Source organism: Modicisalibacter sp. MOD 31.J, from assembly GCF_020147985.1.
Taxonomy (GTDB): domain Bacteria; phylum Pseudomonadota; class Gammaproteobacteria; order Pseudomonadales; family Halomonadaceae; genus Modicisalibacter; species Modicisalibacter coralii.
Window position 1 is genome coordinate 1,100,457 of record NZ_JAGXFF010000001.1, and the last position, 26,017, is coordinate 1,126,473.

The window sequence follows — 26,017 nt, forward strand, 5'->3', positions numbered from 1 at the left end:
CAAGCGATGCCGTTTCCAGTAGCGCCTCGACGGCGCGCGTATCCGCGCGACTCCTTAATGGAACATCGCGCTGACGGATTCCTCGTTGCTGACGCGGCGAATCGCTTCGGCGATCAGCCCGGCCACCGACAGTTGGCGAATCTTGCCGCTGCGACGTGCCGGTTCGGAAAGCGGAATGGTATCGGCCACGACGAGTTCGTCAAGTACCGAGCCGCTGATATTGTCGACGGCCGGGCCCGACAGGATCGGGTGCGTGGCGTAGGCGACGACGCGGCGGGCGCCGTGGTCCTTGAGCGCCTCGGCGGCCTTGCACAGGGTGCCGGCGGTGTCGACCATGTCGTCGACCACCACGCAGGTGCGGTCGTCGATGTCGCCGATGATGTGCATCACCTGGGCCTGGTTGGCCTGGGGGCGGCGCTTGTCGATGATCGCCAGGTCGGCGTTGAGCTGCTTGGCGATGGCGCGGGCCCGTACCACGCCGCCGACGTCCGGCGAGACCACCACCAGGTCGTCGTAATTCTGGCGCTCGATGTCGTCGAGCAGGATCGGCGAGCCGTAGACGTTGTCCACCGGCACGTCGAAGAAGCCCTGGATCTGATCGGCGTGCAGGTCCATGGTCATCACCCGGTCGACCCCGGCCTTGACCATCATGTCGGCTACTACCTTGGCGGAGATCGGCACGCGGGCGGAGCGCACCCGGCGATCCTGGCGGGCATAGCCGAAGTAGGGCACCACGGCGGTGATCCGGGTGGCGGAAGCGCGCCGCAGAGCGTCCACCATGAGGATCAGTTCCATGATGTTGTCGTTGGTCGGGGCGCAGGTGGACTGCAGGATGAAGACGTCCTTGCCGCGAACGTTCTCGTTGATCTCGACCGCGATCTCGCCGTCGCTGAACTGGCCGACCGTGGCATGGCCCAGCCGATTGTCGAGGGCCTCGGCCACCTTGCGGGCGAGTTCGGGATTGGCGTTCCCGGCGAAAACCATCAATTTAGACACGCGCAGCCACCTTTGGAGTCTTGGGGGATCTCAGGAGCGGGGTTGTGCAGTCGTGCTCGGAGGAATTGGCTGGGGTACCAGGATTCGAACCTGGGAATGGCGGTACCAGAAACCGCTGCCTTACCACTTGGCTATACCCCAGCAACTTTTTCCCGAGCCCACCACGGCCTGGGTCTGCCGCGGATCGGACTGCCATGACGCTGTCGGCCGTCAGGCCAGGCCCAGCGCCTGGTGGAGGGGAGACGTGTTGCAGCCACGCGCCTTGAAGGCCTGCCAGCCGGTGCCAACACGGGAGAGTATGCTATCCGCCTCGCTTTCCTGCGTCAATCGGCAGAAGACGCAGGCGCCGGTCCCGGTCAGCAGGCTGGGAGCGAAGTCCGACAACCAGCCCAGTGCCTCGCCGACGGCCGGGTAGAGCCGGCACACCGTCGGCTGACAATCGTTGTGCCAGGCCGGCGGCCCCTCCTGCAGTGCGCGCGCCATACTAATGGGGGGGGTGTCGCGTGTCAATTGCGGGGCCTGGAACACCGCCGCCGTGGCGACCTCCACGCCGGGATGCAGGACCACGAACCAGTCGTCGTCGAGCGCGACGCGAACGAGGCGTTCGCCGATCCCTTCGGCCCAGGCGGAACGGCCGCGGACGAAGACCGGTACGTCGGCGCCGAGTTCGAGCCCCAGCGCGGCCAGGGTGTCGAGATCGAGCGGCAGCGACCATAACCGGCTGAGCCCCAGCAGGGCGGTCGCGGCGTTGGAGCTGCCGCCGCCCAGGCCGCCACCCATCGGCAGGCGCTTGTCGAGGCGGATGTCGGCCCCCAGGCGACAGCCGCTGGCGCGTTGCAGCAGGCGGGCGGCGCGCACCACCAGATTGTTCTCGTGGGCCACGCCGGGCACGCCCGGCGACAGGCTGATGCGCTCGTCGTCGCGGCGGCGAAAGTGCAGCGTGTCGCCGTGATCGAGCAACTGGAAGAGCGTCTGCAGCTCGTGGTAGCCGTCGTCGCGCCGACCGGTGATGTGCAGCAGCCGGTTGAGCTTGGCCGGCGCGGGCAGGACCAGTTCGTTCATGGCGCTCGGTTGGCGTCCTCGCCCTCGGGATGCCAGGCGTTGACCACCAGGGTGGCGCGCAGGTCGGCGAAGGTCATGACCACCCGGCTGGGCAGCCACAGCCCGTCGGCCCGGGTCCAGGCGCGGTAGTCGATGGTCCAGCCCGCCTGACGCAGGCGCTCCGGGAAGCCCAGATCGTCGCGGGTCATGCGGTGGGCGACCACCGGAGCCGGCAGCCCGCGAATCCAGTCGTCGAGCGCCGAGACCGGCAACGACCAGCCGAGCTGGCGTTCCATCAGCCTCTCCGGGGTATCGGCTTCGTAGCGGCCGTCGCCGGTGGTCAGCACGACGCCGTCGGGGCCGCCCTCGAGCACGCTGCGGCCACTGCCGAAGGGGCCGCTGATCAGCATCCGGTAATCGGCGCCCCGCTGGGTCCAGTCGAGGTTGGCGCTGGTCGCGTCGTCGCGGGTGCGCAGGCCGACCTTGCCGGCCAGGCGCCAGTGATCGAAGGCCTCCAGTCGCGATTGCTGGGCGGCCCAGTCGCCCGCTTCGCGTGGCGTCTCGGGCGTGGGCGCCTGGCTGGCACAGCCGCCCAGCAGGAGCAGGCTCAGGGTCAGAATGGCTAGCCGTCGCATGGCGTTACTCCGGTTGCGTGGATGCGGGGGCGAGTGACGGGAGGCGCTGGATCAGGTCGTCGATCGGCGGATGCGTGTCGAAGCGCTCCAGGGTGTCGGCGACCAGGGCGCGTGCCTCGCTGCGGTGGCCGAGTCGCCAGAGGACCTCGGCGAGGTGCGCGGCGATCTCCGGATCGGGCTGGCGCCGATAGGCATCGCGCAGGTAGGGCAGGGCGGCCTCGTCGTTGCCGAGTCGATGCTGGAGCCAGCCCATGCTGTCGATGATTGCCGGGTCGTCGGGCGCCAGACGGTGGGCGTGCTCGATCAGTTGACGCGCCTCGTCGAGCCGCGAGGTCTCGTCGGCGAGCGTATAGCCCAGGGCGTTGAGCGCCGTGGCATTGTCGGGATGACGTTCCAGAATGTATCGCAGGTTACGCTCCATGCCCGCGAGATCGTCGTCGTGGTAATGCCGCATGGCCCGCATGAAGCGCAGCTGGACGTCGTCGGGGTGGCTCGACAGGGCACGATCGAGCAGCGCATCGGCCGCCGTATCCTCGCCCTGATCGCCGAGCAGGTCGACCTCGAGCGCGATCAGGTCGCCGAAGGCTTCGGGGTGGCGCAGCCGCTCGATGTGCAGGAAGGTGCGGGCATCACTGAGCCGTCCGGCATCGGCCAGCATCCGTGCGCCGCGCTGGCGCGCCTCGAGGAAGCCGTCGCCGGGCGGAACCTGCCGGTAATAGAGAAGGGCGTTGTCGATTTCGCCCTCCTGTTCGGCGACGTTGCCGAGCAGGATGAAGGCCAGTGGCGGGCTGGGCTCGTCGTCGATCAGCGGCAGCAGCAGACGCTTGGCCGGGTCCGGATAGCCTTCGCCGAGATACAGTTGTGCCAGGGCCAGGCGCAACTGCGGTGCGTCGGCGTGTTGCGCGATCAGGGCATCGAGTTGCGACTGGGCGGCATCCACGTTGCCCAGACGCAGTTGGGCCTGGGCGAGCAGCAGGATCAGCCGGCTGTCGTCGGGGGCGAGGTCGAGCCCGCGTTTCGCCGCATCCCGGGCCGCCGCGTCCCGGCCCTGCTGCAGGGCGATGCGCGTCTTGGCCAGCCACAGGTCCGGCAGGTCGGGGTGGCGCGCGGCGAGCCGGTCGAGGCGTTCGTCGGCACGCTGGACGTTGCCGTTGCCCGCTTCGAGCAGGGCGGTGGCGAGCAGGGCGTCGGGGTGGTCCGGCTGATGGTCGATGAAGCGACGCAGGCGGGCGATCAGCGGGGGCAGGGCGGCGCCCTGTTCCAGGGCGGCCTCGGCGAAGCCGGTCAGGTCGCCCTGGCCGTCGCGCCGGGCCAGGGTCAGGCGCTGTTCCAGGCTGCCCGTCCAGTCGCCGCGCTGCTGGGCGATGCCGGCGAGCAGGCGGGCCGGGGCCTCGGCATCGGGCGCCAGGGCCTGCCAGGTCTCGGCGGCGCGGGTCAGCTGCGACGGGTCGTCGGCATAGCGCGCCGCCAGGGTGGCACGTTCGGCCAGGGCCGGCGAATGATAGCGTCGGGCGGTCTTCAGATAGCCCTGGGCGGCCTCGCCGAACTGGCCACGCTGGCCGGCCAGTTCGGCGGTGATCAGGGTCGCCAGGCTGTCGGCGTCGAGACCCGACTCGATGGGCGGTGCGGTGGCCATGGGGTCCGCCACTTGCGTCGGCGGCGGCGTCAAGCTTTGGCAGCCCGCCAGCCAGGTGGCGGTCAATGTCGTCACAAGCCAGCGTGCGTGCATGCGTTCCTCGTTGGTGAGCCGCTCGTCGGCGAGTCGCCGGATCGGCGAGCCGCTCGCGCCTTGACAGACCGGCCGGGGTGCCGGTCATTCCCGTTGAGCGTCCTTGCCGGCAGGGCCGGGAGCTGGGTTCAGCATACCGGTTCGCCGATGTCGGGCAAAGCGCTACCGACCACGTGGACGCGCTGCGCTTGCCCCGTGCCCACGGTTGGCGCCGTTGTGGTAGACTGATGCGCCCGATCGTGGCCAACCATAATAATTCAGGCGCGTCTGGCGCGGGCCGGTGCGAACGGCACCTTATACCGTCATGGCGGCCATTCGACGCGTCGGGAGGCGCCGGTGCATCCGCGCCTTGCTTGGTGGGCGGGCCTTCCCGTCATCGACGTTTCAGCGTAATCACTCGCCTAGGATCCAACGGCCCTGACTGCAATGACGCTTCTGGCTCTGGGAATCAATCACACGACCGCCGACGTCGCGGTGCGCGAGCAGGTCGCCTTCACGCCGACCCAGCTCGAGGCGGCGCTGACGCAGCTCAAGGCGCTGCCGGCGATCCGCGAGGCGGCGGTGCTGTCGACCTGCAATCGCACCGAACTCTATTGCGTCACCGAGTCGCAGGGCGAGCAGGCGGTGCTCGACTGGCTGGGGCGCTTCCACGACCTGCCGGTCGAGACGCTGACCCACTGCGCCTACCATTATCTCGACGAGGCCGCCGCCCGGCACCTGATGCGGGTGGCCTCGGGGCTGGATTCGATGGTGCTCGGCGAGCCGCAGATCCTCGGCCAGATCAAGGAGGCCTACCAGCAGGCACGCCTCCACCAGGGGCTGGGCGGCGAGCTGGAGCGGCTCTTCCAGCATACCTTCGCGGTGGCCAAGCAGGTGCGCACCGAGACCGGTATCGGCGAGAACCCGGTATCCGTGGCCTACGCCGCGGTCAGTCTGGCGAGTCGCATCTTCGATGACTTCTCGAGTTCCCGGGCCTTGCTGGTGGGTGCCGGCGAGACCATCGAACTGGTCGCCCGCCACCTTCGCGAGGCGGGCATCCGTGAGCTGATCGTCGCCAACCGCACCCGCGAGCGCGCCGAACACCTGGCCGGTGAGTTCGGCGGTCAGGCGATCACCCTCGGCGAGATTCCCGATGCCCTGGGGCGCGCCGACATCGTGATCTCCTCGACCGCCTCGCCGCTGCCGATCCTCGGCAAGGGGATGGTCGAGCGGGCGCTGAAACTGCGCCGGCATCGGCCGATCTTCATGGTCGACATCGCCGTGCCCCGGGACATCGAGCCTCAGGTCGGCGAGCTCGACGACGTCTTCCTCTATACCGTCGACAACCTCCACGAGGTGATCGAGGAGAACCGGCGTCATCGCCAGGTCGCCGCCGACCAGGCCGAGGAGTTGATCCATCAGGGGGTCGGTCACTGGCAGCACGAGCGCCGCGTGCGCGGGGCCGGCGATCTGATCCGCCGCTATCGCGAGCAGGGCGAGGCGCTGCGCCAGGCCAGCGAGGCTCAGGCGCTCGCCCAGCTGGCGCGCGGCGAGGACCCGGAAAAGGTCCTGCGCCGGCTCAGCCAGCAGCTCACCAACAAGCTGCTGCACGGGCCCACCCTGCGTCTGCGCGAAGCCTCGGGCGCCGAGCGTCACGACATCATCCAGGCGGCCGAGGCCCTGCTGCTCGACCCTGCCGCCGTCTCCCAGGACCCGCCATAGGACACTGCATGAAAGCGTCACTGCGCCAACGTCTGGAAAGCCTTCAGGACCGTTTCGAGGAGCTGGCCGCGCTGCTCGCCGAGCCGGAGGTGATCGGCGACCAGGCGCGCTTTCGCGACTATTCCCGCGAGTACGCCGAGCTCGAGTCGCTGGTCGAGGCCTGGCAGGCCTACCGGGCCACCGAGGGCGACATCGAGGCCGCCGAGCAGCTCTGCGCCGACAGCGATGCCGAGATGCGCGAGATGGCCGAGGAGGAGTTGCGCGAGGGTCGCGACCGCCTGGCGGCCCTCGAGGAGCGCCTCAAGCAGCTGCTGGTGCCCCGCGACCCCGACGACCACCGCAACGTCTTCCTGGAGATTCGTGCCGGTACCGGCGGGGACGAGGCGGCGCTGTTCGCCGGCGACCTGTTTCGCATGTATTCGCGCTACGCCGAGAAGGTCGGCTGGAAGGTCGAGGTGGTCAGCGCCAGCCATGGCGAGCAGGGCGGCTACAAGGAGATCATCGCCCGGGTGCGCGGCGAGGGCGTCTATGCCCGGCTCAAGTTCGAGTCCGGCGCGCATCGCGTGCAGCGGGTGCCGGCCACCGAGTCCCAGGGACGCATCCACACCTCGGCCTGCACGGTGGCGGTGATGCCCGAGGCCGAGGAGGTCGGCGACGTCGACATCGATCCCAACGACCTGCGCGTCGACACCTTCCGCTCCAGCGGCGCCGGCGGCCAGCACGTCAACACCACCGACTCGGCGATCCGCATCACTCACCTGCCCTCCGGCGTGGTGGTGGAGTGCCAGGAGGAGCGCAGCCAGCACAAGAACCGTGCCAAGGCGATGTCGCTGCTCGCCGCGCGGCTCAAGCAGAGCGCCGTGGACAGCCAGCGCCGCCAGCAGGCCGACACCCGCAAGTCACTGGTCGGCTCGGGCGATCGCAGCGAGCGTATCCGCACCTACAATTTTCCCCAGGGCCGGCTCACCGATCATCGCGTCAACCTGACCCTCTACAAGCTCGGCGAGGTGATGGCCGGCGAGCTCGACGAGGTGGTCGGGCCGCTGGTCAACGAATACCAGGCCGAGCGCCTGGCCGCGCTGCAGGACGCCTGATGCGCCTCGATCGGTTGCTCGCCGGGGCCGCCGCCCGGCTGCGCGAGGCCGGCTCGCCGACGCCGCGTCTCGACGCCGAAGTGCTGCTGGGGCACGTGCTGGGGCGCGACCGCACCTGGCTGTATACCTGGAACGACCATGACGTCGCGGGCTTCGAGCACGCGCGTTTCGCGGCGTTGGTGGCGGCCCGGGCCGAGGGGCGTCCGGTCGCCTACCTCACCGGCGAGCGCGAGTTCTGGGGGCTGCGGCTGCAGACCCGGGCTTCGACCTTGATTCCGCGACCGGATACCGAGCGGCTGGTCGAGGCGGCGCTGGCCTGCACGCCCGCGATTGCCGCTGAGGTGCTGGATCTGGGCACCGGCAGCGGGGCGATCGCCCTGGCGCTGGCCAGCGAGCGCCCGGCCTGGCGGGTGACCGGCATCGACCGGGTGCCGGCGGCGGTCGCGCTGGCCCGTGACAACGCCGCGCGCCTGGGGCTCGCCAATGCGGTCTTTCGGGTCGGCGACTGGTTCGCCGGGCTCGAGGCGCGGCGCTTCACCCTGATCGTCGCCAACCCGCCCTACCTGGCCGCCGACGATCCGCATCTGGCGCAGGGCGACGTGCGCTTCGAGCCGCCTTCGGCGCTGGTCGCCGAGGGCGCGGGACTGGCCGATCTCGAGCACCTGATCGACGCCGGGCGCGAGCATCTCGAGCCGGGCGGGCACCTGCTCCTGGAACACGGCATGGCCCAGGGCGAGGCGCTGCGCGAGGCCTTCGCCGCCGCCGGCTTCTGTTCGATCGTCACCCACGACGATCTGGCCGGACTGCCGCGGGTGACCCAGGGATGCTGGCCCGGCTGACACGCTGGTGATCCCGCGGGGGAATGTGGTAAGACTATGGTATAGCCGAGCCCGATCGATAATTTCGGCTATCTCCGTGGGGATTTGTCCGTTGTTTTGTCGTTCGTTGCTGCTCGCGTCGGCAAATTCAGGTGATTGTTCCGCCATCGAGCAGCAGGGATCCATCCAACAATGAAAGCCAAGACCCGATCGCTGGACCGTATCGATCTCAACATCCTGCGCTGTCTGCAGGACAACGCCCGCATCTCCTATGTCGATCTCGCCTCGCAGGTGGGGCTGTCGACCACGCCCTGCCTGGAGCGCGTCAAGCGCCTGGAGCGGGCGGGCATCATCCGCGGCTATCGCGCCATCCTCGATCCGCGGGCGCTCAAGGCCAATCTGCTGGTGTTCGTCGAGATCTGTCTCGAGACCCAGTCGCCGGCGGTGTTCGACGAGTTTCGCCGCGCCGTGGCCAAGCTGCCGCAGATCCAGGAGTGCCATCTGGTGTCGGGGCAGTTCGACTATATCCTCAAGTGCCGGATTCCCGAGATGTCGGCGTATCGTCAGTTGCTCGGCGACGTCGTGCTGACGCTGCCCGGGGTCAAGGAATCCAAGAGCTATGTGGTGATGGAAGAGGTCAAGGAGGAATTCTCCCTGCACGTGCCGGAGCTCGAGCAGTTGGAGGAGAAATAGTGCCATTCAGACGTTCTGGAGGACCATGAACGACGCCTCGCTGTTGCGCTACAGCCGCCAGATCCTGCTCGAGCCGATCGACATCGACGGCCAGGAGCGTCTGCTGGCCGGCCATGCGCTGATCATCGGCGCCGGTGGCCTGGGGTCGCCGGTGGCGCTCTATCTGGCCGCCGCCGGTGTGGGGCGCTTGACCATCGCCGATGCCGATGCCGTCGAGCTGAGCAACCTGCAGCGCCAGATCGCCCATCGCCAGGCCGACATCGGTCGCAACAAGGCCGAGTCCGCGGCGGCGGCGATCGGGGCGCTCAACGACGGCTGCGAGGTGCGCGCGATCCCCCGCCACCTGGGCGACGATGCGCTGCGCGAAGCGGCCGCCGAGGCCGACGTGGTGCTCGACTGCACGGACCGCTTCGCCAGCCGCTACGCGATCAACCGGGCCTGCCTGGCGACCCGTCGACCGCTGGTCTCGGGGGCGGCGATCCGCTTTTCCGGCCAGCTCGCGGTCTTCGACCCGCATCAGCCCGACGGCCCCTGCTACGCCTGCCTGTATCCACCGCAGGCGGGGGGCGAGGACGACGAATTGCGCTGTGCCGAGAACGGCGTCGCGGGGCCGCTGGTGGGGATGATCGGCACCTTCCAGGCGCTCGAGGCCCTCAAGCTGATCAGCGGTGCCGGCACGCCCCACCGGGGTCTGTCGACCTTCGACGGGCTGACCGGCGAGTGGCGGCGCTTCAACGTACCGCGCGACCCGGCCTGTCCGGTGTGCGCGCCACGCTAGGCGAATCCGCATGGGCGAGCGCAAGGCGACGTTACTCGGTCAGGTCAGCGACTTCGACATTCGCCTGCTGCGCATCTTCAAGACCGTCGCCGAAAGCGGCGGCTTCACCGCCGCCGAGGTGCCGCTGGGGATCAGCCGCTCGGCGATCAGCGTGCACATGAACGATCTCGAGAAGCGGCTGGGTCTGCGCTTGTGCCAGCGCGGGCGAGGGGGCTTCGCGCTGACCGAAGAGGGGCGCGAGGTCTATCGGGCGGCCCTGACGCTGCTCGCCTCGCTGGAGACCTTCCGCACCGAGGTCAATGGCCTGCACCGGACCCTGCGCGGCGAGTTCAACATCGGCATCACCGACAACCTGGTCAGCCTGCCGCGCATGCACATCACCCGGGCCCTGGCGCAGCTCAAGGCGCGGGGACCGGACGTACGCATCAACATTCACATGACGCCCCCCGACGACATCGCCCTGGCGGTGCTCGACGGCGGCCTGCACCTGGGCGTGGTGCCCGATGTCAACCGCCTCGCCAGTCTCGACGTCCAGCCGCTCTACAGCGAGCGCTCGCTGCTCTACTGTGCCGACGATCACCCACTGTTCGCCGTGCCCGATGCGCAGATCGACACGGCGCTCCTGCAGGCCCAGGAAGCCGTGGTACCCGGCTATCCGTTGCCGACGGCGGCCCGCGAGCGTATCGAGTGGCTGGATGGCCGGGCCACGGCCTCGGATCGCGAGGGCACGGCCTTTCTGATCCTCACCGGGCGCTTCATCGGTTATCTGCCGGATCACCTGGCCGCGCCCTGGGTGGCGGCGGGGCGCCTGCGGGCGCTGGTGCCGTCACGCGAACAGTTCTTCACCGACTTCGTCATCCTGACCCGGCGCGGGCGACGCCCGCATCGGGTGCTCGACGCCTTTCTGGAGGCGCTGGCCGAGCAGGCGGCCGCCGTCGACTCGTGATCCTTTGTCGTCAGGTGTGTTATTGAATACTTGACAATCGATAGCGTTTTGGTGTCAGACTTACGGAAAGCACCGTGATCGTTTTCTCGAAACGGTGAAAGAATTCAACAACAATTCGAGTCATCACCGATGGCCGTCTTCGGGACTTCCGACATGAATGCAGCCGCCGCCCTGCGACGCCCCGCTTCCTACTACAACGCCAGCATCGCCGTGACGCTGGCGCCGACCCCGCCGCTGGCCGGCGACTCGCGGGTCGACGTCTGCGTGGTGGGCGGCGGGGTGACCGGCTGTTCGGCGGCGCTGCACCTGGCCGAGCGCGGCTATCGGGTGGCGCTGCTGGAGGCCGGCGAGATCGGTTACGGGGCCTCGGGGCGCAGCGGCGGTCAGGTCCTGCCGGGGCTGGGTACCGACATCGGCGTGGTCGAGAAGGCCCTGGGTCACGAGCGCGCCAGGGCGATCTGGGAGATGAGCCGCGAGTCGGTGCGTCTCACCGCCGATCTGGTGAGGCGCCATGATATCCCCTGTGACCTGAGCTGGGGTTACCTGCACGCCGCGGTCAAGCCGCGGCACGTGCGCGAGCTGCGCGAATTCCGCGACACCCTGGCCGAGCGCTACGACTATCCGGCGCTCTCGCTGCTCGAGGGCGAGGCGCTGCGCGAGCACGTGGTCACCGACGCCTATCCGGCGGCGCTCTACGACGCCGAGGGCGGCCACCTGCATCCGCTCAACTACACCCTGGGCCTGGCGCGCGCCGCCCAGCGCGCCGGGGTGACGATCCACGAACACAGTCCGGTCGTCGCCATCCAGCGCGGCTCGCCGGCCCGGGTGCGCACCGCCCAGGGCACGCTGACCGCCGACCACGTGGTGCTGGCGGCCAACGCCTACCTGAACGGCCTGGTCCCGGAGCTCGACGGGCGCATCATGCGTGCCGCCAACTACATCATCGCCACCGAGCCGCTCGGCGATGACCAGGTGGCCCGGGTCCTGCCGCGCAACGACGCGCTTTCCGACGCCAATTTCGTGCTCGACTACTACCGCCTGTCGGGCGATCGCCGCCTGATCTACGGTGGCGAGGTGAGCTACGACGGCCGCGAACCCCGTCGGCTCCAGGCGCGCATGGATGCCAAGATCGCCCGGCTGTTTCCGGCGCTCAAGGGCGTGCGCATCGACTATCGCTGGGGCGGTGACGTGGCGATCACGCTCAACCGTGCCCCCGATTTCGGCTGCCTGGACGGCAATCTTTTCTACGCTCAAGGGTATTCCGGCCACGGCATGTCGCTGGCGGGGCTGGCCGGCAAGCTGCTGGCCGAGGCGCTGGCCGGGCACGCCGAACGCTTCGAGACGTTCTCGGCGATGCCCCATCGGCCGTTTCCGGGCGGTCGCTGGCTGCGTACGCCGCTGCTGGTGCTGGCCACCCATTTCTACAAGCTGCGGGACCGGCTCTGACGGGCCTGGATAGACACACGAGCATCCCTGGCGGCGTTCGACGACGCCGTGATATCCCGACAACAAGAGGGGAGTGTTGCGATGAGTGACCCCACGGCGGCCGCCACGGCCGCAACCCAGCAGGCCGAAACGTCCGGGGCGGACGCCCGGGCAGCCCGGCCCCGCGAGGCGTCGTCCATCGAGCTCAAGGGCCTGCACAAGCGTTTCGGCAAGGACACCGTGGCCCTCGACGGCGTCGATCTGACCATCGAGGCGGGGGAGTTCTTCACCCTGCTGGGCCCCTCCGGCTGCGGCAAGACCACCCTGCTGCGGATTCTCGCCGGACTCGAGGCGCCCAACGACGGTCGGCTGCTGATCGGCGGCAAGGACGTCACCGACACGCCACCGCACCGGCGCAGCGTCAATACCGTCTTCCAGTCCTATGCGCTGTTTCCGCACCTGTCGGTACGCGACAATCTGGCATTCGGCCTGCGCATGCGTGGCGAGCCGGCCGCCGAGCGCCATCGCAAGGTGGACGAGGTCGCCGAGTTCATCCAGCTCGGCTCGCTGGTCGAGCGTCGCGTCGAGCAGCTCTCGGGTGGCCAGAAGCAGCGTATCGCCCTGGCCCGTGCCCTGATCTGCGAGCCCGACGTGCTGCTGCTCGACGAACCGCTGTCGGCCCTCGACGCGGGGCTGCGCAGCCAGTTGCAGGTGGAGCTGCAGCGCCTGCAGAAGCGCCTGGGCATGACCTTCGTGTTCGTCACCCACGATCAGGACGAGGCGATGGTGATGTCGGACCGCATCGCCGTTCTCGACGGCGGCATCATCCAGCAGGTGGGTACGCCCAACGAGGTCTACGAGCATCCCGCCAATGCCTTCGTGGCGCGCTTCATGGGTCACGACAATCTGTTCGCGATCTCCGCCAGCGAGGACGACTGGGTGGACACCGAGCTGGGCCGCCTGCGGCTCGACCCCGCCGAACAGCGTGACGATCAGGCCGGCTGGCTGCTGATCCGTCCCGAGACCCTGGAACTGGACGGCGAGGTGCCGGAGGGCTACAACCGGCTCGAGGGTACCGTCGAGGAACGTCTCTATCGCGGCAGCCGCATCGAGTACCGCCTGTCGGTCAACGGCCGGACGCTGATGGCCGTGGCCAGCAATCTGGGCCAGCGCATGCACGACGTCGGCGACCGGGTGACGATCAGCGTCTGCCCGGAAGATCTGGTTCGCGTCGCGGCCTGAGGAGAGCGCACATGGTGGAATCATCCCTGCTTTCATCGCGGCGCCGGGCGGTGGTCGGCGAGACCCGGCATCTGCTGTTCAGCGTGGCGCCGGGGGCGGTGTGGATCTTCGTCTTCCTGGTGCTGCCCAGCGTCTATCTGATGGCGGTCGCCTTCATGACCAACGGGCCCTACGGGCTGCCGCAGATGCCGCTGTCGCTGGACGCCTTCGAGCAGCTCGCCGGCTTCGGTTTCCTGGGCTGGAGCCCGGGCAATCTCTACACCCTGCTGCGCTCGCTGTGGCAGACCCTGGTGTCGACGGCGCTGGTCGTCGTGGTCGCCTATCCGATCGCCTACTACATCACCACCTGTCGCGAAAAGTGGCGGCCGATCATGCTGCTGGCGGTGGTGGTGCCTTCCTGGACCAATCAGGTGATCCGCACCTTCGGCTGGATGAACCTGCTGGCGCCGGGCACGCCGCTCTCCGATCTGGCCGATTCGCTGGGACTGATCGGGCCGCACATGGGGCTTTACCCCTCCAACTTCGCGGTGACCCTGGGGCTGGTCTACAACTTCCTACCGTTCATGGTGCTGCCGCTCTACGCCGCCTTCGAGAAGCTCGACGTCGCCCAGGTGCAGGCCGCCCAGGACCTCTACGCCTCGCCGGTGCGCGCCTTCTGGCACGCGGTGTTCCCGCAGACCCTGCCCGGACTGCTGGCGGGCACCGTACTGGTGGCGATCCCGGCGTTCGGCATGTACGTGATTCCCGAACTGCTGGGTGGCGGCAAGAGCATGATGCTGGGCAACCTGGTGGCCAATCAGTTCGCCGGCGGTTCCAACTGGCCGCTGGGCGCGGCCGGGGCGATTCTCATGCTGCTGGCGACCTTCGGCGGCCTCTACGCCATGCGCCGTATCGGCAAGCGCCTGGGCGGCGGCGAGGAGGTGGTGATATGAGAAAGAAGACCCTCGCGCGCTCGCTGACCGGCTTCTGGTGGCTGACCCTGGCGTTCCTCTATCTGCCGTTGGCGGTGGTGGTGCTGTTCTCCTTCAACTCGGCCAACAGCGCGGCCCACTTCGCCCATTTCTCGCTGCGCTGGTATCACCAGTTGCTGGGCAACGAGCAGATCATCTCGGCCTTCTGGAACAGTCTGGTGCTGGCGATCGTCTCGTCGGTGATCGCCCTGGTCATCGGCTGTCTGATCGGCTATGGCATGTATCGCCACCGGCATCGCAAGCTGGGCTGGCTGATCGTGCTGATCTATCTGCCGATCGTGCTGCCGGACATCGTCTTCGGCATCTCCGAGATGGCCTTCTTCGTGCAGATCAACCGCGCGACCGGACTGCTGGAACCGGGCCTGGTCACCATGATCATCGCCCACGTCACCTTCCAGATCCCGTTCGTCGCGCTGATCGTCTATTCGCGCTTCGTGGGGCTCGACCCGACGCTGTTCGAGGCCGCCAAGGATCTCTATGCCTCGCCGTTCCAGCGCGCGCTGCACTTTTTGCTGCCGACCCTCAAGCCGGCGCTGATCTCGGCGTTCTTCCTGTCCTTCACGCTGTCGATCGACGACTTCGTGATCAGCTTCTTCACCGCCGGGCCGGAGAGCGCCACGCTGCCGATCTACATCTGGGGCGCGATCAAGAAGGGCGTGACGCCGGAGATCAACGCCATCGCCGCGCTGATGATCGGCGCCGTCGCCCTGGCGGCGGTGATCAGTCTGCTGTTCAACCGACAAGGGCGCCGCTGAGGCGTCCGACGACCCTGGGAACCAAGGAGAGAGCGACACCATGAAAACAATCAAGACGCAACTCGCCGCCGTCCTCGGTGGCCTCCTGCTGGCCGGCGGGGCCCAGGCGGCCTCGGAGAAGCTGTACCTGTTCAACTGGACGCAGTACATGGACCCGGCGATCATCAAGTCCTTCGAGGACAAGTACGACGTCGAGGTGGTCCAGAACTACTTCAACTCGCTGCCCGAGCTGTTCGCCAAGCTCAAGGCCGGCGGGGCCTCCCAGTACGACATCATCGTGCCTTCCAACTACTATGTGCCGCGGCTGATCGAGACCGGCCTGGTCCAGAAGCTCGACAAGTCGAAGATCCCCAATTTCGACAACATCATGGACAAGTTCCGCGATACGGCCTATGACCCGGGCAGCGAGTACACCGCCGCCTACCAGTACGGGATCACCGGTATCGTCTACAACGCCGAGACCTTCCCCGACGCCCCCAAGAGCTGGTCGCTGGTGTTCGATCCCGAGGTCAATCCCGGCTACCCGTTCGGCCTGATGGGCGACGGTCAGGTCAGCATGGGGGCCGCCTGTGCCTATCTGGGGCATGGCTATGACTGCACCGATCTCGATGCCTGGAAGGAGAGTGCCAAGCTGCTGCTCGAGACCAAGCAGCGCAGCAACTTCAGCGGCTTCGTCGACGGCACCCCGGCGCTGCAGCAGCTCGCCCGCGGGGTGACCCACGTCTCGCTCACCTACAACGGCGACTACCTGTTCTACAAGGAAGAGAATCCCGACACCTTCAAGAACATCAAGTTCATGATTCCCGACGAGGGCACCGAGATCTGGGTCGACTCGATGATGATTCCGGCCCAGGCGCCGCACCCGGACCTGGCTCACAAGTTCATCAACTTCATCCTCGACCCCGAGATCGGTGCCCAGTTGTCCAACTACAACTACTATTCGAGCCCCAATGCGGCCGCCAAGCCCTATCTCGACGAGGTGCTGACCGAGCCGCCGGTGACCCCCGCCGACAGCGACATCGACAAGCTGCACTTCACCCCCAGCCTCGATGGCGACAAGCTGCAGACCTTCAACCAGCTGTGGACCGAAGTGCAATCGCGCTGAGGCCTTCGCCGCGGCGGCCTCGGCCGTCGCGGCCCGCGGCGACCGGTCGTGCCGAGGCAAGACCGGTCGCGGCGTCGCTTAACCTGCCTTTCGATCAAGGATATTCCGATGAGCGAGCGTAACGGCCATGAACTCAGTGAATGGTTCAATGCTCATGGCATCACCGAAGTGGAGTGCCTGGTCAGCGATCTGACCGGCATCCTCAAGGGCAAGATCATGCCCGCCGGCAAGTACCTCAACGGCGGCCGGCCGCGTCTGCCCGACTCGATCTTCATCCAGACCGTCACCGGCGGTTATCCGGACGACGAGGACATCCGTTTCTGGAATCCCGCCGAACGCGACATGCAACTGGTGCCCGACCCCGGTGCCGTCTACCTGGTGCCCTGGGCCGACGATCCCACCGCGCAGATCATCCACGACTGCTATTACCTCACCGGCGAACCCGTGGAGCTGTCGCCGCGCAGCGTGCTCAAGCGGGTACTGGAGCTCTTCGCCGCGCGGGGCTGGCGCCCGGTGGTCGCGCCCGAGGTGGAGTTCTACCTGGTCAAGACCAACACCGATTCCGACTACCCGCTGGAGCCGCCGGTCGGTCGCAGCGGTCGGCAGGAGAGCAGTCGTCAGTCGTTCTCGATCGATGCGGTCAACGAGTTCGACCCACTCTTCGAGGAGATGTACGACTACTGCGAGGCGATGGATCTGGATCTGGACACCCTGATCCACGAGGAGGGCGCCGGGCAGATGGAGGTCAACTTCCAGCACGGCGACCCGCTCAAGCTGGCCGACCAGGTGGTGATCTTCAAGCGCACGCTGCGCGAGGTGGCGCTGCGCCACGGCATGTACGCCACCTTCATGGCCAAGCCGATGGCCAACGAGCCGGGCAGCTCGATGCACATCCATCAGAGCCTGGTCGACGGCGAGGGCCGTAACGTCTTCGCCGGCGACGACGGCGAGCCCAGCCGGCTGTTCCACCATTTCATCGGCGGCATGCAGCAATACCTGCCGGCGGCGATGCCGTTCTTCGCCCCCAACGTCAACTCCTATCGGCGGCTGATGCGCACCGAGACCAGCGGCTCGGCCCCGGTCAATACCGAATGGGGCTACGACAACCGCACCGTGGGCCTGCGTGTGCCGGTGGGGGCGCCCGAGGCGACGCGCATCGAGAACCGCTTGGGTGGTGCCGACTCCAACCCCTATCTGGCGATGGCCGCCTCGCTGGCCTGCGGGTATCTGGGCATGCTCGCCCAGCTCGATCCACGGCCGCCGATGGTCGGGTCGGCCTGGTCGGCGGGCAACAAGCTGCCCGACGACATCGGCCCCGCGCTCGCCGCGCTGCGCGAGTGCAAGCCGCTCGCCGACCTGCTCGGTGAACGCTTCACCAACAGCTACCTGGCAGTCAAGCGCGCCGAGCATTCGGCCTATTTCGGAGTGATCAGTTCCTGGGAGCGCGAACACCTGCTGTTGCGGGTGTGAGGCAGTTTCCCGGAGAGGAGGCAAGCATGCAGGGGACGATTCGCAAGGGGCTGCTGGCGGCGGGGCTGCTGGGCATGACGCTGCCGGCGCTGGCCGCCGAGCGGCAGCTCAATCTGTTCAACTGGTCCGACTACATGGACCCGTCGATCATCGCCGATTTCGAGCAGGAGACCGGCATCGAGGTGGTGCAGAACTACTACAACTCCAACGCCGAACTGTTCGCCAAGCTCAATACCGGCGGTGACTCGCAGTACGACGTGATCGTGCCGTCGGGCTACTTCATGCCGCGGATGATCCAGGCCGGGCTGGTGCAGCCGCTGGTCGGCGAGGGCGAGCACCTGGCCGGCCGCGAGGCGATCCTCGAGGAGTTCCGCAAGCCGGCCTACGATCCCGAGGGGCGCTATACCGTGCCCTACCTGTGGGGCACGTCCGGCGTCGTCTACAACACCGAGGTCTGGCCGGATCCCGAGCCGAGCTGGTCGCTGCTCTACGACCCCGCGGTCAATCCCGACCAGCCCTTCGCGCTGCTCAAGGGCGATGCCCAGTTCACCTTCGGCACGGCCTGCGCCTATCTCGGCGAGGGGTTCGACTGTGTGGGCCAGGCGCCCTGGAAGAAGGCCGCCAGAGAGGTGATCGAGACCCGTCACCGCGACAACTTCGTGGGCTTCGTCGATGCCACCGCGACCCTCGAGCAACTGGCGCGCGGCGTGATCCAGGCGGGGATCGCCTACAATGGCGATCTGGCCTCGCGCAAGGCGAACAACCCCGAGGTATACGACAAGATCGGCTTCTTCATCCCCCGCGAGGGTTCGCAGCGTTGGGTCGACGTGATGGCGATCCCCGCCCGCGCGCCGCATCCCGAGGCCGCCCGCGCCTTCGTGCGTTACATGCTGCGCCCGGCGGTGGCCGCCCGGCTGGCCAACTACAACTACTACACCACCCCCAACGAGGCGGCGCTCGAGCAGGTCGACGCGGTGCTGCGTCAACCGCCGGTGATGCCCGACGCCGAGGCCCGACGGGCGCTGCACTTCACGCCCTCGGTGCAGGGCGAGCAGTTGCAGTGGCTCCAGCAGTTGTGGACGGAGGCGTTGAGTCGCTGAGCCGTCGCCAGGGGCGCGAAATGGTCGGGTCCGTCCCGGCCATTTTTCGTGATGCGTTGCAAATAAGACGCCACGAGATTGGATTAGTCACCGCCGAGGCGGTAACATGGCGTCATTGTGTCAAATAAAATCAACACTCATCGATTCCGTCTGGAGGCTCGTCATGCCGACTCCCGCGCCGACCGATCATGTGGCGTCCTACTACGCCGCCTCCGCCAATCCCAGCCCCGAGCGCCCCGCGCTGAGCGGCGAGACCCGTTGCGACGTCTGCGTGGTGGGCTCCGGCTTCACCGGCATTTCCGCGGCCCTGCACCTGGCCGAGCAGGGACATCGGGTGATCGTCCTCGAGGCCGCCCGGGTCGGCTTCGGGGCCTCCGGGCGCAATGGCGGTCAGATCGTCAACAGCTACAGTCGTGACATGGACGTCATCGAGTCGCGCTACGGCGATGACACGGCCCGCGCGCTGGGCGACATGGCCTTCGAGGGCAACCGTATCATTCGCGAGCGCATCGCGCGCTACGACATCGCCTGCGACCTCAAGGAGGGCAATCTGTTCGCGGCCTGCAACGCCAAGCAGTTCAAGGCGCTGGTCGAGCACAAGGCGCTCTGGGAACGTTACGGCCACGATCGGCTCGAGCTGCTCGAGGGCGAGGCCTACCAGCGCGAGATCGGCAGCGAGCGCTACACCGGCGCCCTGCTCGATCACTCCGGCGGCCACCTGCATCCGCTCAACCTGGTGCTCGGTCAGGCGGCGGCGCTGGAGTCGCTGGGCGGGGTGATCCATGAACGGACGCCGGTGACGCGGATCGAGCACGGCGAGCCGGTGCGCCTGCACACGCCCCAGGGCGTGGTCGTCGCCGAGCGCGCGGTGCTCGCCGGCAACGCCTACATGAAGGGCCTGATGCCGCAACTCGAGGGCAAGTCGATGCCCGCCAGCACCCAGGTCGTCGCCACCGAACCGCTCGACGCCGCGCGGGCTCGCGAGATCCTGCCCACCGATCGCGCCGTCGAGGACTGCAACTACCTGCTCGACTATTACCGGCTCACCGCCGACAACCGGCTGCTCTACGGCGGCGGGGTCAGCTATGGCGGTCAGGATCCCGCGAGCATCGAAGGCGTGATTCGGCCCAAGCTGGAGAAGACCTTCCCCCAGCTGGCGGGCGTCAAGGTCGATTACGCCTGGAGCGGTACCTTCCTGCTCACGCTCAACCGACTGCCGCAGTTCGGGCGCATCGAGTCCAACGTCTATTACGCCCAGGGCTATTCCGGCCACGGCGTGACCTGCTCGCACCTGGCGGGTCGGCTGATCGCCGAGATCCTGGCGGGGCAGAGCGAGCGATTCGATGCCTTCGCCGGTCTGCCACACCTGCCGTTCCCCGGCGGGCGCACGCTGAGCGTGCCCATGACCACGCTGGGGGCCTGGTATTATCGGATGCGCGACGCGTTGGGAATCTGACCCTCGCCGCCGAGCCGGCTCGTCCCGAGTGCTAACGAGTCGGTGTAACGTTTCGTGTAAGAAAACATTGTTCGATAACCGGGTTTCGAGTACGCTTTACCGATCGCAACCCGACGGCGCCTCGAGCCGGGCGCCGCTCACATCGTCATCCTGCAGACGCATCGCCAACCCCGGCGAGCGTCGACCGTTTCGACGGCTTCGCCAGACGCTGACAGTGACGTCAGCCCGTGCAAGAAGAAGGAGGCGACCATGAACCAATCGATCGTTATCGGCACGACCCTGTCGGTGCTGGGCCTGGGTGGCCTGGCATTCGGCGCCTACCAGATGCAGGGTGGCGGTCAGGCCCCGCAATACGCCGAGGTGACCCACGTCGATCGCGTGACCCAGCGTGTCGAGACACCGCGGCAGGTCTGCGAGGACGTGGCGGTGAACCGTCAGCGGCCCGCCAAGGATCCCAACCGCATCGCCGGCACTGCCATCGGCGCCATCGTCGGCGGGGTGGTGGGCAATCAATTCGGCGGTGGCAACGGCAAGAAGCTGGCCACCGCCGCGGGCGCGGTGGCCGGCGGTTTCGCCGGCCGCGAGGTGCAGGGGCGCGTCCAGCAGGGCGAGACCTATTCCACCACCGAACGCCGCTGCCACACGGTCAACGACAGCCAGGAGACGGTGGTCGGCTACGATGTCGACTATCGGATCGGCGAGAAGACCTACAGTGCCCGACTGGACGACGCCCCGGAGCAGGGCAAGCGCGTCCCGCTGGTCGATGGCCAGCCGCAGTGGCAGGCCGCGTCGTCGACCCAGGGCTGAGCATTCCCGTCTGTTGCCCCGGCGACGATCCTGTCGCCGCATGCTTGATAGCCCGGCCTTGCCGGGCTTTTTTGCACCTCATGGCGCCACCGTCTTGCCGACGGTCAGACGTGGCGCAGGTACCAGTCGTATTCCAGCGGGCTGACGGTCTGCATGGCCTGGGCGCGCTCGGCCAGGCGATTGGTGCGGTAGACGTGGTGGAAACCGCGCCCCAGCGCTTCGGCCAGGATCTCGCTGTCGGCGAACAGGTCGAGCGCCTTCTGCCAGCTGTTGGTCAGGGTCGGCTCGAGCTGTTCATAGGCGTTGCCCTCGATCGGCTCGCCCGGGTCGAGGTGCCGGTCGAGGCCGTGGCGCACCGAAGCGAGCAGGGTGGCCAGCAGCAGATAGGGATTGACGTCGGCGCCGGCGACCCGGTGCTCGATGCGGCGTGCCGCATTGGGGCCCGAGGGGATACGTACCGCCACCGAGCGGTTGTCGTAGCCCCAGGAGGGGGTCATCGGCACGTAGAGGCCGGGCTGGAAACGGCGGAACGAGTTCATGTTGGGCGCGAAGATCGCCATCGACGCCGGCATCAGTTCGAGCAGGCCGGCGATCGCCTGGCGCAGCCGCGGCGTGCCCAGCGGATCCTCGTCGTCGCTGGCGAAGATGTTGCGGCCCGCGTCGTCGACCAGGCTGATGTGGACGTGGGCGCCGCTGCCGGCCTCGTTGCCGTAGGGCTTGGCCATGAAGGTGGCCTCGAAGCCGTGATTGAGGGCCACGCCCTTGATCAGGCGCTTGAGCAGCACGGCGCTGTCGGCGGCACGCAGGGCGTCGTCGCAATGGATCAGGTTGATCTCGAACTGCCCCGGTGCGCACTCCTTGAGGGCCGTGTCCAGCGGCAGCGACTGTTCCTGGGCGGCCTGCTGGATCTCCTCGAGGAAATCGGCGTACTCGTCGAGTTCGCTGATCGAGTAGAGCTGGCTCTGGGTGGCGCGCTCACCGGTTCCGGGCGAGCAGGGCGGCTGGGCCAGCCCCGAGTCGTCGCGGCGCCGATCGACCAGATAGAACTCCAGCTCGAGGGCGACCACCGGGGTCAGGCCGAGGGTGGCAATATCCTCGAGCACGTGGCGCAGTACCTGGCGCGGATCGGCGAAGAAGGGCTCGCCGTCGAGCTCTTCCATGGTCATCAGCAACTGGGCCTGGCGCCCGTCGCGTAGCCAGGGCGTCGGTATCAGGGAGCCGGCGATCGGCCGACAGACGCGATCGCTGTCGCCGATGGACAGGCCCAGCCCCGTCTCTTCGATGGTGTTGCCGTTGATGTCCAGCGCGAACAGCGAGGCCGGCAGGTTGATGCCGTTCTTGTAGGCCTTGATCAGATTGTCGCGGGGAATGCGCTTGCCGCGCAGCACGCCGTTCAGGTCGCTGATCAGCAGATCGAACGTTTCGATGTCCGGGTGACGTTCGAGGAAGGCCCGCGCTTCGTTGCGGGCAGTGGCGGCCGTCATGAGCGAATACCTTTGCACGGAGGGGATGTGTCCATGGCGTTCATCTTTTCGTCAGCCAGAAGTGTTGTCAAATTTTTTACGTTTCCGGGTGCCTCTCGAACAGGCTTACGGCCCGCCCAGTTCGCCCTTAATGCGGCTTATTTGCCCGTATCGAGGCGAATTTCTAAAACTTTCGTCGACCCTTGGCAATCGCCGATCAAGACGGGTATGTTGAGAATAACGAAACAACAGACTGCACAAGTGAGGTAAAGCCGATGGACGCGCGCCCCCTGGTCGGCGTGATTGCCTGTCGTCGCGAGGTGGAAGGCCACCCGGCGCACATGGTCACCGACAAGTATCTTCGCGCCCTGCATGACTACGGTCTGGCGCCATTGATGATTCCGGTCTGGGAAGATGGGGTCGACACGGCGCTGCTGGCGGTGCTCGACGGCCTGCTGTTGACCGGCAGTTACACCAATGTCGAGCCGTCGCGCTACGGGGCCGAACGCGCCCCGGAGAACACCCGCGACGACCGGGACCGCGACGCGGTGGCGCTGTCGCTGATCCCGGCGGCGATCGAGCGGGGCCTGCCGCTGTTCGGCATCTGTCGCGGCTTTCAGGAGATCAACGTGGCATTCGGCGGCTCGCTCTACCAGGCCGTGCAGACCGTGCCGGGGATGCTCGACCATCGCGAGCCGGCAGGCGACCGGGCGGATCACTACGCGCCCAGCCACGACCTCGACATCGCGCCCGGCGGCGCGCTGGCCGGTGTCTTCGACCAGCCGCGCGCGCGGGTCAATTCGCTGCACCAGCAGGGCGTCGAGCGTCTCGGCGAGGGGCTGCGCGTCGAGGCGCGGGCCCCGGATGGCTTGGTCGAGGCGGTCTCGGTCGAGGGAGCCAAGCGGTTCGCCATGGCGGTACAGTGGCACCCCGAATGGCAGCCCCACGACCATCCGCTCTACGATGCGCTGTTCCGTCATTTCGCCGCGGCCTGTCGCGAGCATGCGGCCGCCTGATCCTGCTGTATTGCGTGGAGACCGTCATGAATCGACCCGTCACCGATGAACTCCGGGCGCTCGACCGGGCGCATCATCTGCATCCCTTCACCGACTTCAAGGCACTCGGCGAGGAGGGCAGTCGCATCGTCACCCACGCCGAAGGCGTGTACATCCATGACAGCGAGGGCAACCGCATCCTCGACGCCATGGCCGGGCTGTGGTGCGTCAATCTCGGCTACGGCCGCGAGGAACTGGCCGCGGCGGCCACCGAGCAGTTGCGCACGCTGCCCTACTACAACAACTTCTTCAAGACCACGCATGCGCCGGCGGTGCGCCTGGCCGAGAAACTCTGCGCGCTGGCGCCGGCACACATCAACCGGGTGTTCTTCACCGGCTCGGGGTCCGAGGCCAACGATACCGTGCTGCGCATGGTGCGGCACTACTGGGCGCTCGAGGGCAAGCCCGACAAGCAGGTGGTCATCGCCCGCGAGAACGCCTATCACGGTTCCACCATCGCCGGCATGAGCCTCGGTGGCATGGCGCCGATGCACGCCCAGGGTGGGCCCGGCGTGCCGGGTATCGTGCATATCGCCCAGCCCTACTGGTTCGGCGAAGGGCGTGACCGCACGCCGGAGGCCTTCGGGCGCGAATGCGCGGCGGCGCTGGAGGCGAAGATCCTCGAGCTCGGCGAAGAGAACGTGGCGGCCTTCATCGCCGAACCGGTGCAGGGCGCGGGCGGGGCGATCATTCCGCCACCCAGCTACTGGCCGGCGGTCAAGGCGGTACTCGCCAAGTACGATATCCTGCTGGTCGCCGACGAGGTGATCTGCGGTTTCGGGCGGCTCGGCGAGTGGTTCGGCAGCCAGCACTACGGCCTCGAGCCCGACCTGATGCCGATCGCCAAGGGGCTGTCCTCGGGCTACCTGCCGATCGGTGGGGTGCTGGTCGGTGATCGGGTCGCCGAGACGCTGATCGAGGCGGGCGGCGAGTTCTTCCACGGCTTCACCTACTCGGGGCACCCGACCTGTGCCGCCGTGGCCCTCAAGAACCTCGAACTGCTCGAGACCGAAGGCGTGGTCGAGCGGGTGCGCGACGACCTCGGCCCTTATCTGGCCGAGCGCTGGGCGAGCCTGGCCACGCATCCGCTGGTCGGCGAGGCGCGCAGCCTGGGCCTGATCGGCGCCCTGGAACTGATCGACGCGGCCAGCGGCAAGCGCTTCGACAAGTCGCTGGCGGTGGGCAGCCACTGCCGTGACGCCAGCTTCGCCCGTGGCCTGGTGATGCGCTCGGTGGGTGATACTCTGATCATCTCACCGCCGTTGGTGATCACCCGCGAACAGATCGACGAGCTGGTGTCGCTGGCGCGCCAGGCACTGGACGATACGCTGGCCTACCTGCAGCGAGGAGGCGCGCCGGAACGCCGTGCCTCGGGACAACGACTCTCTGGAGAAACGCTCATGAGCACCGATCTCACCCACGCCGACTGGCAGCGCCTGGCCGGCGACCTGACCTTCGAGACCCGCGCCTTCGTCGACGACGCCTTCGTCGCGGCGGTGAGCGGCGAGACCTTCGCCACCGTCAACCCGGCCACCGGTGAGACTCTCGCCGAGGTGGCCAGTTGTGACGCCGCCGACGCCGAGGTGGCGGTGGCCCATGCACGGCGTGCCTTCGCCGAGGGTGGCTGGTCGCGGCGCGCCCCGGGCGAGCGCAAGGCGGTGCTGCTGCGCCTGGCCGCGCTGATGGAGCAGCACAAGAACGAACTGGCGCTGCTCGACACCCTCGACATGGGCAAGCCGATCGCCAGCTCGCTGGGTGACATGGCCGGCGCCATCGGCTGCCTGCGCCACCACGCCGAGTCGATCGACAAGCTCTACGGCGAGGTCGCGCCCACCGGCGAGGACGCTCTCGGCCTGGTGCTGCGCGAGCCGCTCGGGGTGGTGGCCTCGATCGTGCCGTGGAACTTCCCGCTGATGATGACCGCCTGGAAGATCGCCCCGGCACTGGCCGCCGGCAACAGCGTGATCCTCAAGCCCTCCGAGAAGTCGCCGCTCTCCGCGTTGCGCCTCGCCCAGCTGGCGAAGGAGGCCGGCCTGCCGCGGGGCGTCTTCCAGGTGCTGCCCGGCTTCGGCCACACCGTGGGCAAGGCCCTGGCGCTGTCCATGGACGTCGATTGCCTGGCCTTCACCGGCTCCACCGCGGTGGGCAAGCAGTTGATGCAGCACGCCGGCCAGTCGAACCTGAAGCGGGTGTATCTCGAGTGCGGCGGCAAGAGCCCCAATCTGGTCTTCGCCGACTGCAAGGACCTCGACGCCGTGGCCCGTCACGCCGCCGAGGCGATCTTCCACAACCAGGGCGAGGTGTGCATCGCCGGCTCCCGGCTGCTGGTCGAGAATTCGATCCGCGAGGCCGTCGTCGACAAGCTGCTCGCCGCCGCCGAGAGCATGCAGCCCGGCGATCCGCTCGACCCGGCGAGCTTCATGGGCGCCATGGTCGACCGCACCCAGTATGAGCGAGTGCGCGACTACATCCGCCGTGGCGTCGAGGAGGGCGCGACCCTGCGTACCGGCAGCGACTCGGCCGCCGAGGGGCCGGGGCTGTTCATCGCGCCGACGGTGTTCGACGGCGTCACCCCGCAGATGGCGATCGGCCGCGAGGAGATCTTCGGCCCGGTGCTGGCGGTGTTCGGCTTCGACAGCGAGGAAGAGGCCGTGCGGCTGGCCAACGACAGCGAGTACGGCCTGGCGGCCGGGGTCTGGAGCCAGGACATCGACCGCATCATGCGGGTGTCGCGGCG

Annotated in this window: 22 protein-coding genes, 1 tRNA gene and 1 pseudogene; 18 read left to right on the forward strand and 6 right to left on the reverse strand. The window is 67.9% G+C overall.

Features of this window, described 5'->3' with window-relative positions:
- Positions 1-54: 54 nt before the first annotated feature.
- From KGR00_RS04920 to KGR00_RS04940, 5 genes are all read right to left on the reverse strand, one after another.
- On the reverse strand, positions 55-996 hold the full coding sequence (locus KGR00_RS04920) for a ribose-phosphate pyrophosphokinase (RefSeq protein ID WP_203234846.1): 942 nt from the start codon (positions 994-996) through the stop codon (positions 55-57).
- Between the two features lie 66 nt (positions 997-1,062).
- Positions 1,063-1,137: transfer RNA gene (locus KGR00_RS04925), tRNA-Gln, on the reverse strand.
- Between the two features lie 69 nt (positions 1,138-1,206).
- Positions 1,207-2,058, reverse strand: coding sequence for a 4-(cytidine 5'-diphospho)-2-C-methyl-D-erythritol kinase (gene ispE / locus KGR00_RS04930; RefSeq protein WP_224417433.1), 852 nt, complete (start codon positions 2,056-2,058; stop codon positions 1,207-1,209).
- Positions 2,055-2,672, reverse strand: coding sequence for a lipoprotein insertase outer membrane protein LolB (lolB, locus tag KGR00_RS04935; RefSeq protein ID WP_224417432.1), 618 nt, complete (start codon positions 2,670-2,672; stop codon positions 2,055-2,057). Before lolB ends, ispE begins: the two co-directional genes overlap by 4 nt.
- 4 nt (positions 2,673-2,676) lie before the next feature.
- Positions 2,677-4,401, reverse strand: coding sequence for a tetratricopeptide repeat protein (locus KGR00_RS04940; RefSeq protein ID WP_224417431.1), 1,725 nt, complete (start codon positions 4,399-4,401; stop codon positions 2,677-2,679).
- 426 nt (positions 4,402-4,827) lie between these two features.
- On the opposite strand from KGR00_RS04940, the gene hemA reads away from it, so the two are divergent.
- The 15 genes from hemA to KGR00_RS05015 all read left to right on the forward strand — a co-directional run bounded on the left by hemA (position 4,828) and on the right by KGR00_RS05015 (position 20,762).
- On the forward strand, positions 4,828-6,102 hold the full coding sequence (gene hemA / locus KGR00_RS04945) for a glutamyl-tRNA reductase (protein ID WP_224417430.1): 1,275 nt from the start codon (positions 4,828-4,830) through the stop codon (positions 6,100-6,102).
- Positions 6,103-6,110: 8 nt separating this feature from the next.
- Entirely contained in the window at positions 6,111-7,196 is a 1,086-nt protein-coding gene (prfA, locus tag KGR00_RS04950; protein WP_129140082.1) for a peptide chain release factor 1, read from the forward strand.
- A complete protein-coding gene (gene prmC / locus KGR00_RS04955) occupies positions 7,196-8,035 on the forward strand; it encodes a peptide chain release factor N(5)-glutamine methyltransferase (protein ID WP_224417429.1) in 840 nt (279 codons plus the stop codon). The genes prfA and prmC overlap by 1 nt, the downstream gene beginning before the upstream one ends.
- Before the next feature lie 171 nt (positions 8,036-8,206).
- On the forward strand, positions 8,207-8,707 hold the full coding sequence (locus KGR00_RS04960) for an Lrp/AsnC ligand binding domain-containing protein (RefSeq protein WP_129140080.1): 501 nt from the start codon (positions 8,207-8,209) through the stop codon (positions 8,705-8,707).
- Between the two features lie 25 nt (positions 8,708-8,732).
- On the forward strand, positions 8,733-9,485 hold the full coding sequence (gene moeB, locus KGR00_RS04965; protein WP_224417428.1) for a molybdopterin-synthase adenylyltransferase MoeB: 753 nt from the start codon (positions 8,733-8,735) through the stop codon (positions 9,483-9,485).
- A 10-nt stretch (positions 9,486-9,495) separates the two neighbouring features.
- Complete coding sequence (locus tag KGR00_RS04970) at positions 9,496-10,431, forward strand: LysR family transcriptional regulator (RefSeq protein WP_224417427.1); 936 nt, start codon at positions 9,496-9,498, stop codon at positions 10,429-10,431.
- A 153-nt stretch (positions 10,432-10,584) separates the two neighbouring features.
- Complete coding sequence (locus tag KGR00_RS04975; RefSeq protein ID WP_224417426.1) at positions 10,585-11,877, forward strand: FAD-binding oxidoreductase; 1,293 nt, start codon at positions 10,585-10,587, stop codon at positions 11,875-11,877.
- Between the two features lie 81 nt (positions 11,878-11,958).
- A complete protein-coding gene (locus KGR00_RS04980; RefSeq protein WP_224417425.1) occupies positions 11,959-13,098 on the forward strand; it encodes an ABC transporter ATP-binding protein in 1,140 nt (379 codons plus the stop codon).
- Positions 13,099-13,109: 11 nt separating this feature from the next.
- Entirely contained in the window at positions 13,110-14,030 is a 921-nt protein-coding gene (locus KGR00_RS04985; protein ID WP_129140075.1) for an ABC transporter permease, read from the forward strand.
- On the forward strand, positions 14,027-14,824 hold the full coding sequence (locus tag KGR00_RS04990) for an ABC transporter permease (protein ID WP_129140074.1): 798 nt from the start codon (positions 14,027-14,029) through the stop codon (positions 14,822-14,824). Before KGR00_RS04985 ends, KGR00_RS04990 begins: the two co-directional genes overlap by 4 nt.
- 40 nt (positions 14,825-14,864) lie before the next feature.
- Positions 14,865-15,929, forward strand: coding sequence for a spermidine/putrescine ABC transporter substrate-binding protein (locus KGR00_RS04995; protein ID WP_224417424.1), 1,065 nt, complete (start codon positions 14,865-14,867; stop codon positions 15,927-15,929).
- A gap of 108 nt (positions 15,930-16,037) precedes the next feature.
- Complete coding sequence (locus KGR00_RS05000) at positions 16,038-17,399, forward strand: glutamine synthetase family protein (RefSeq protein WP_129140072.1); 1,362 nt, start codon at positions 16,038-16,040, stop codon at positions 17,397-17,399.
- 26 nt (positions 17,400-17,425) lie between these two features.
- Positions 17,426-18,499: a spermidine/putrescine ABC transporter substrate-binding protein gene (locus KGR00_RS05005; RefSeq protein ID WP_224417423.1), complete on the forward strand. Its 1,074-nt coding sequence runs from the start codon at positions 17,426-17,428 to the stop codon at positions 18,497-18,499.
- A gap of 163 nt (positions 18,500-18,662) precedes the next feature.
- The gene (locus tag KGR00_RS05010) at positions 18,663-19,955 is read left to right on the forward strand and encodes an FAD-binding oxidoreductase (protein ID WP_224417422.1); all 1,293 of its coding nucleotides are present in this window, start codon (positions 18,663-18,665) and stop codon (positions 19,953-19,955) included.
- A 249-nt stretch (positions 19,956-20,204) separates the two neighbouring features.
- The gene (locus tag KGR00_RS05015; protein ID WP_224417421.1) at positions 20,205-20,762 is read left to right on the forward strand and encodes a glycine zipper 2TM domain-containing protein; all 558 of its coding nucleotides are present in this window, start codon (positions 20,205-20,207) and stop codon (positions 20,760-20,762) included.
- A 104-nt stretch (positions 20,763-20,866) separates the two neighbouring features.
- Here the strand turns inward: KGR00_RS05015 and KGR00_RS05020 are convergent, their stop codons facing one another.
- Positions 20,867-22,246 (reverse strand): glutamine synthetase family protein, encoded by a 1,380-nt coding sequence (locus KGR00_RS05020; RefSeq protein WP_224417420.1) that lies wholly within the window; start codon positions 22,244-22,246, stop codon positions 20,867-20,869.
- 254 nt (positions 22,247-22,500) lie between these two features.
- Between KGR00_RS05020 and KGR00_RS05025 the strand changes: the two genes are divergently transcribed.
- The 3 genes and pseudogenes from KGR00_RS05025 to KGR00_RS05035 form a co-directional block, all read left to right on the forward strand.
- The gene (locus KGR00_RS05025) at positions 22,501-23,241 is read left to right on the forward strand and encodes a gamma-glutamyl-gamma-aminobutyrate hydrolase family protein (protein WP_224417419.1); all 741 of its coding nucleotides are present in this window, start codon (positions 22,501-22,503) and stop codon (positions 23,239-23,241) included.
- A 26-nt stretch (positions 23,242-23,267) separates the two neighbouring features.
- A pseudogene (locus KGR00_RS05030) lies at positions 23,268-24,608 on the forward strand (aspartate aminotransferase family protein); the annotation flags it as partial.
- A gap of 72 nt (positions 24,609-24,680) precedes the next feature.
- A partial coding sequence (locus KGR00_RS05035) for an aldehyde dehydrogenase (RefSeq protein WP_224424169.1) occupies positions 24,681-26,017 on the forward strand: 1,337 nt, incomplete at its 3' end.

Bases quoted from the DNA above. Each gene is read 5' to 3' on its own strand.
- ispE (WP_224417433.1), bottom strand. From the start codon at position 2,058: ATGAACGAACTGGTCCTGCCCGCGCCGGCCAAGCTCAACCGGCTGCTG.
- lolB (WP_224417432.1), bottom strand. From the start codon at position 2,672: ATGCGACGGCTAGCCATTCTGACCCTGAGCCTGCTCCTGCTGGGCGGC.
- KGR00_RS04940 (WP_224417431.1), bottom strand. From the start codon at position 4,401: ATGCACGCACGCTGGCTTGTGACGACATTGACCGCCACCTGGCTGGCG.
- hemA (WP_224417430.1), top strand. From the start codon at position 4,828: ATGACGCTTCTGGCTCTGGGAATCAATCACACGACCGCCGACGTCGCG.
- prfA (WP_129140082.1), top strand. From the start codon at position 6,111: ATGAAAGCGTCACTGCGCCAACGTCTGGAAAGCCTTCAGGACCGTTTC.
- prmC (WP_224417429.1), top strand. From the start codon at position 7,196: ATGCGCCTCGATCGGTTGCTCGCCGGGGCCGCCGCCCGGCTGCGCGAG.
- KGR00_RS04960 (WP_129140080.1), top strand. From the start codon at position 8,207: ATGAAAGCCAAGACCCGATCGCTGGACCGTATCGATCTCAACATCCTG.
- moeB (WP_224417428.1), top strand. From the start codon at position 8,733: ATGAACGACGCCTCGCTGTTGCGCTACAGCCGCCAGATCCTGCTCGAG.
- KGR00_RS04970 (WP_224417427.1), top strand. From the start codon at position 9,496: ATGGGCGAGCGCAAGGCGACGTTACTCGGTCAGGTCAGCGACTTCGAC.
- KGR00_RS04975 (WP_224417426.1), top strand. From the start codon at position 10,585: ATGAATGCAGCCGCCGCCCTGCGACGCCCCGCTTCCTACTACAACGCC.
- KGR00_RS04980 (WP_224417425.1), top strand. From the start codon at position 11,959: ATGAGTGACCCCACGGCGGCCGCCACGGCCGCAACCCAGCAGGCCGAA.
- KGR00_RS04985 (WP_129140075.1), top strand. From the start codon at position 13,110: ATGGTGGAATCATCCCTGCTTTCATCGCGGCGCCGGGCGGTGGTCGGC.
- KGR00_RS04990 (WP_129140074.1), top strand. From the start codon at position 14,027: ATGAGAAAGAAGACCCTCGCGCGCTCGCTGACCGGCTTCTGGTGGCTG.
- KGR00_RS04995 (WP_224417424.1), top strand. From the start codon at position 14,865: ATGAAAACAATCAAGACGCAACTCGCCGCCGTCCTCGGTGGCCTCCTG.
- KGR00_RS05000 (WP_129140072.1), top strand. From the start codon at position 16,038: ATGAGCGAGCGTAACGGCCATGAACTCAGTGAATGGTTCAATGCTCAT.
- KGR00_RS05005 (WP_224417423.1), top strand. From the start codon at position 17,426: ATGCAGGGGACGATTCGCAAGGGGCTGCTGGCGGCGGGGCTGCTGGGC.
- KGR00_RS05010 (WP_224417422.1), top strand. From the start codon at position 18,663: ATGCCGACTCCCGCGCCGACCGATCATGTGGCGTCCTACTACGCCGCC.
- KGR00_RS05015 (WP_224417421.1), top strand. From the start codon at position 20,205: ATGAACCAATCGATCGTTATCGGCACGACCCTGTCGGTGCTGGGCCTG.
- KGR00_RS05020 (WP_224417420.1), bottom strand. From the start codon at position 22,246: ATGACGGCCGCCACTGCCCGCAACGAAGCGCGGGCCTTCCTCGAACGT.
- KGR00_RS05025 (WP_224417419.1), top strand. From the start codon at position 22,501: ATGGACGCGCGCCCCCTGGTCGGCGTGATTGCCTGTCGTCGCGAGGTG.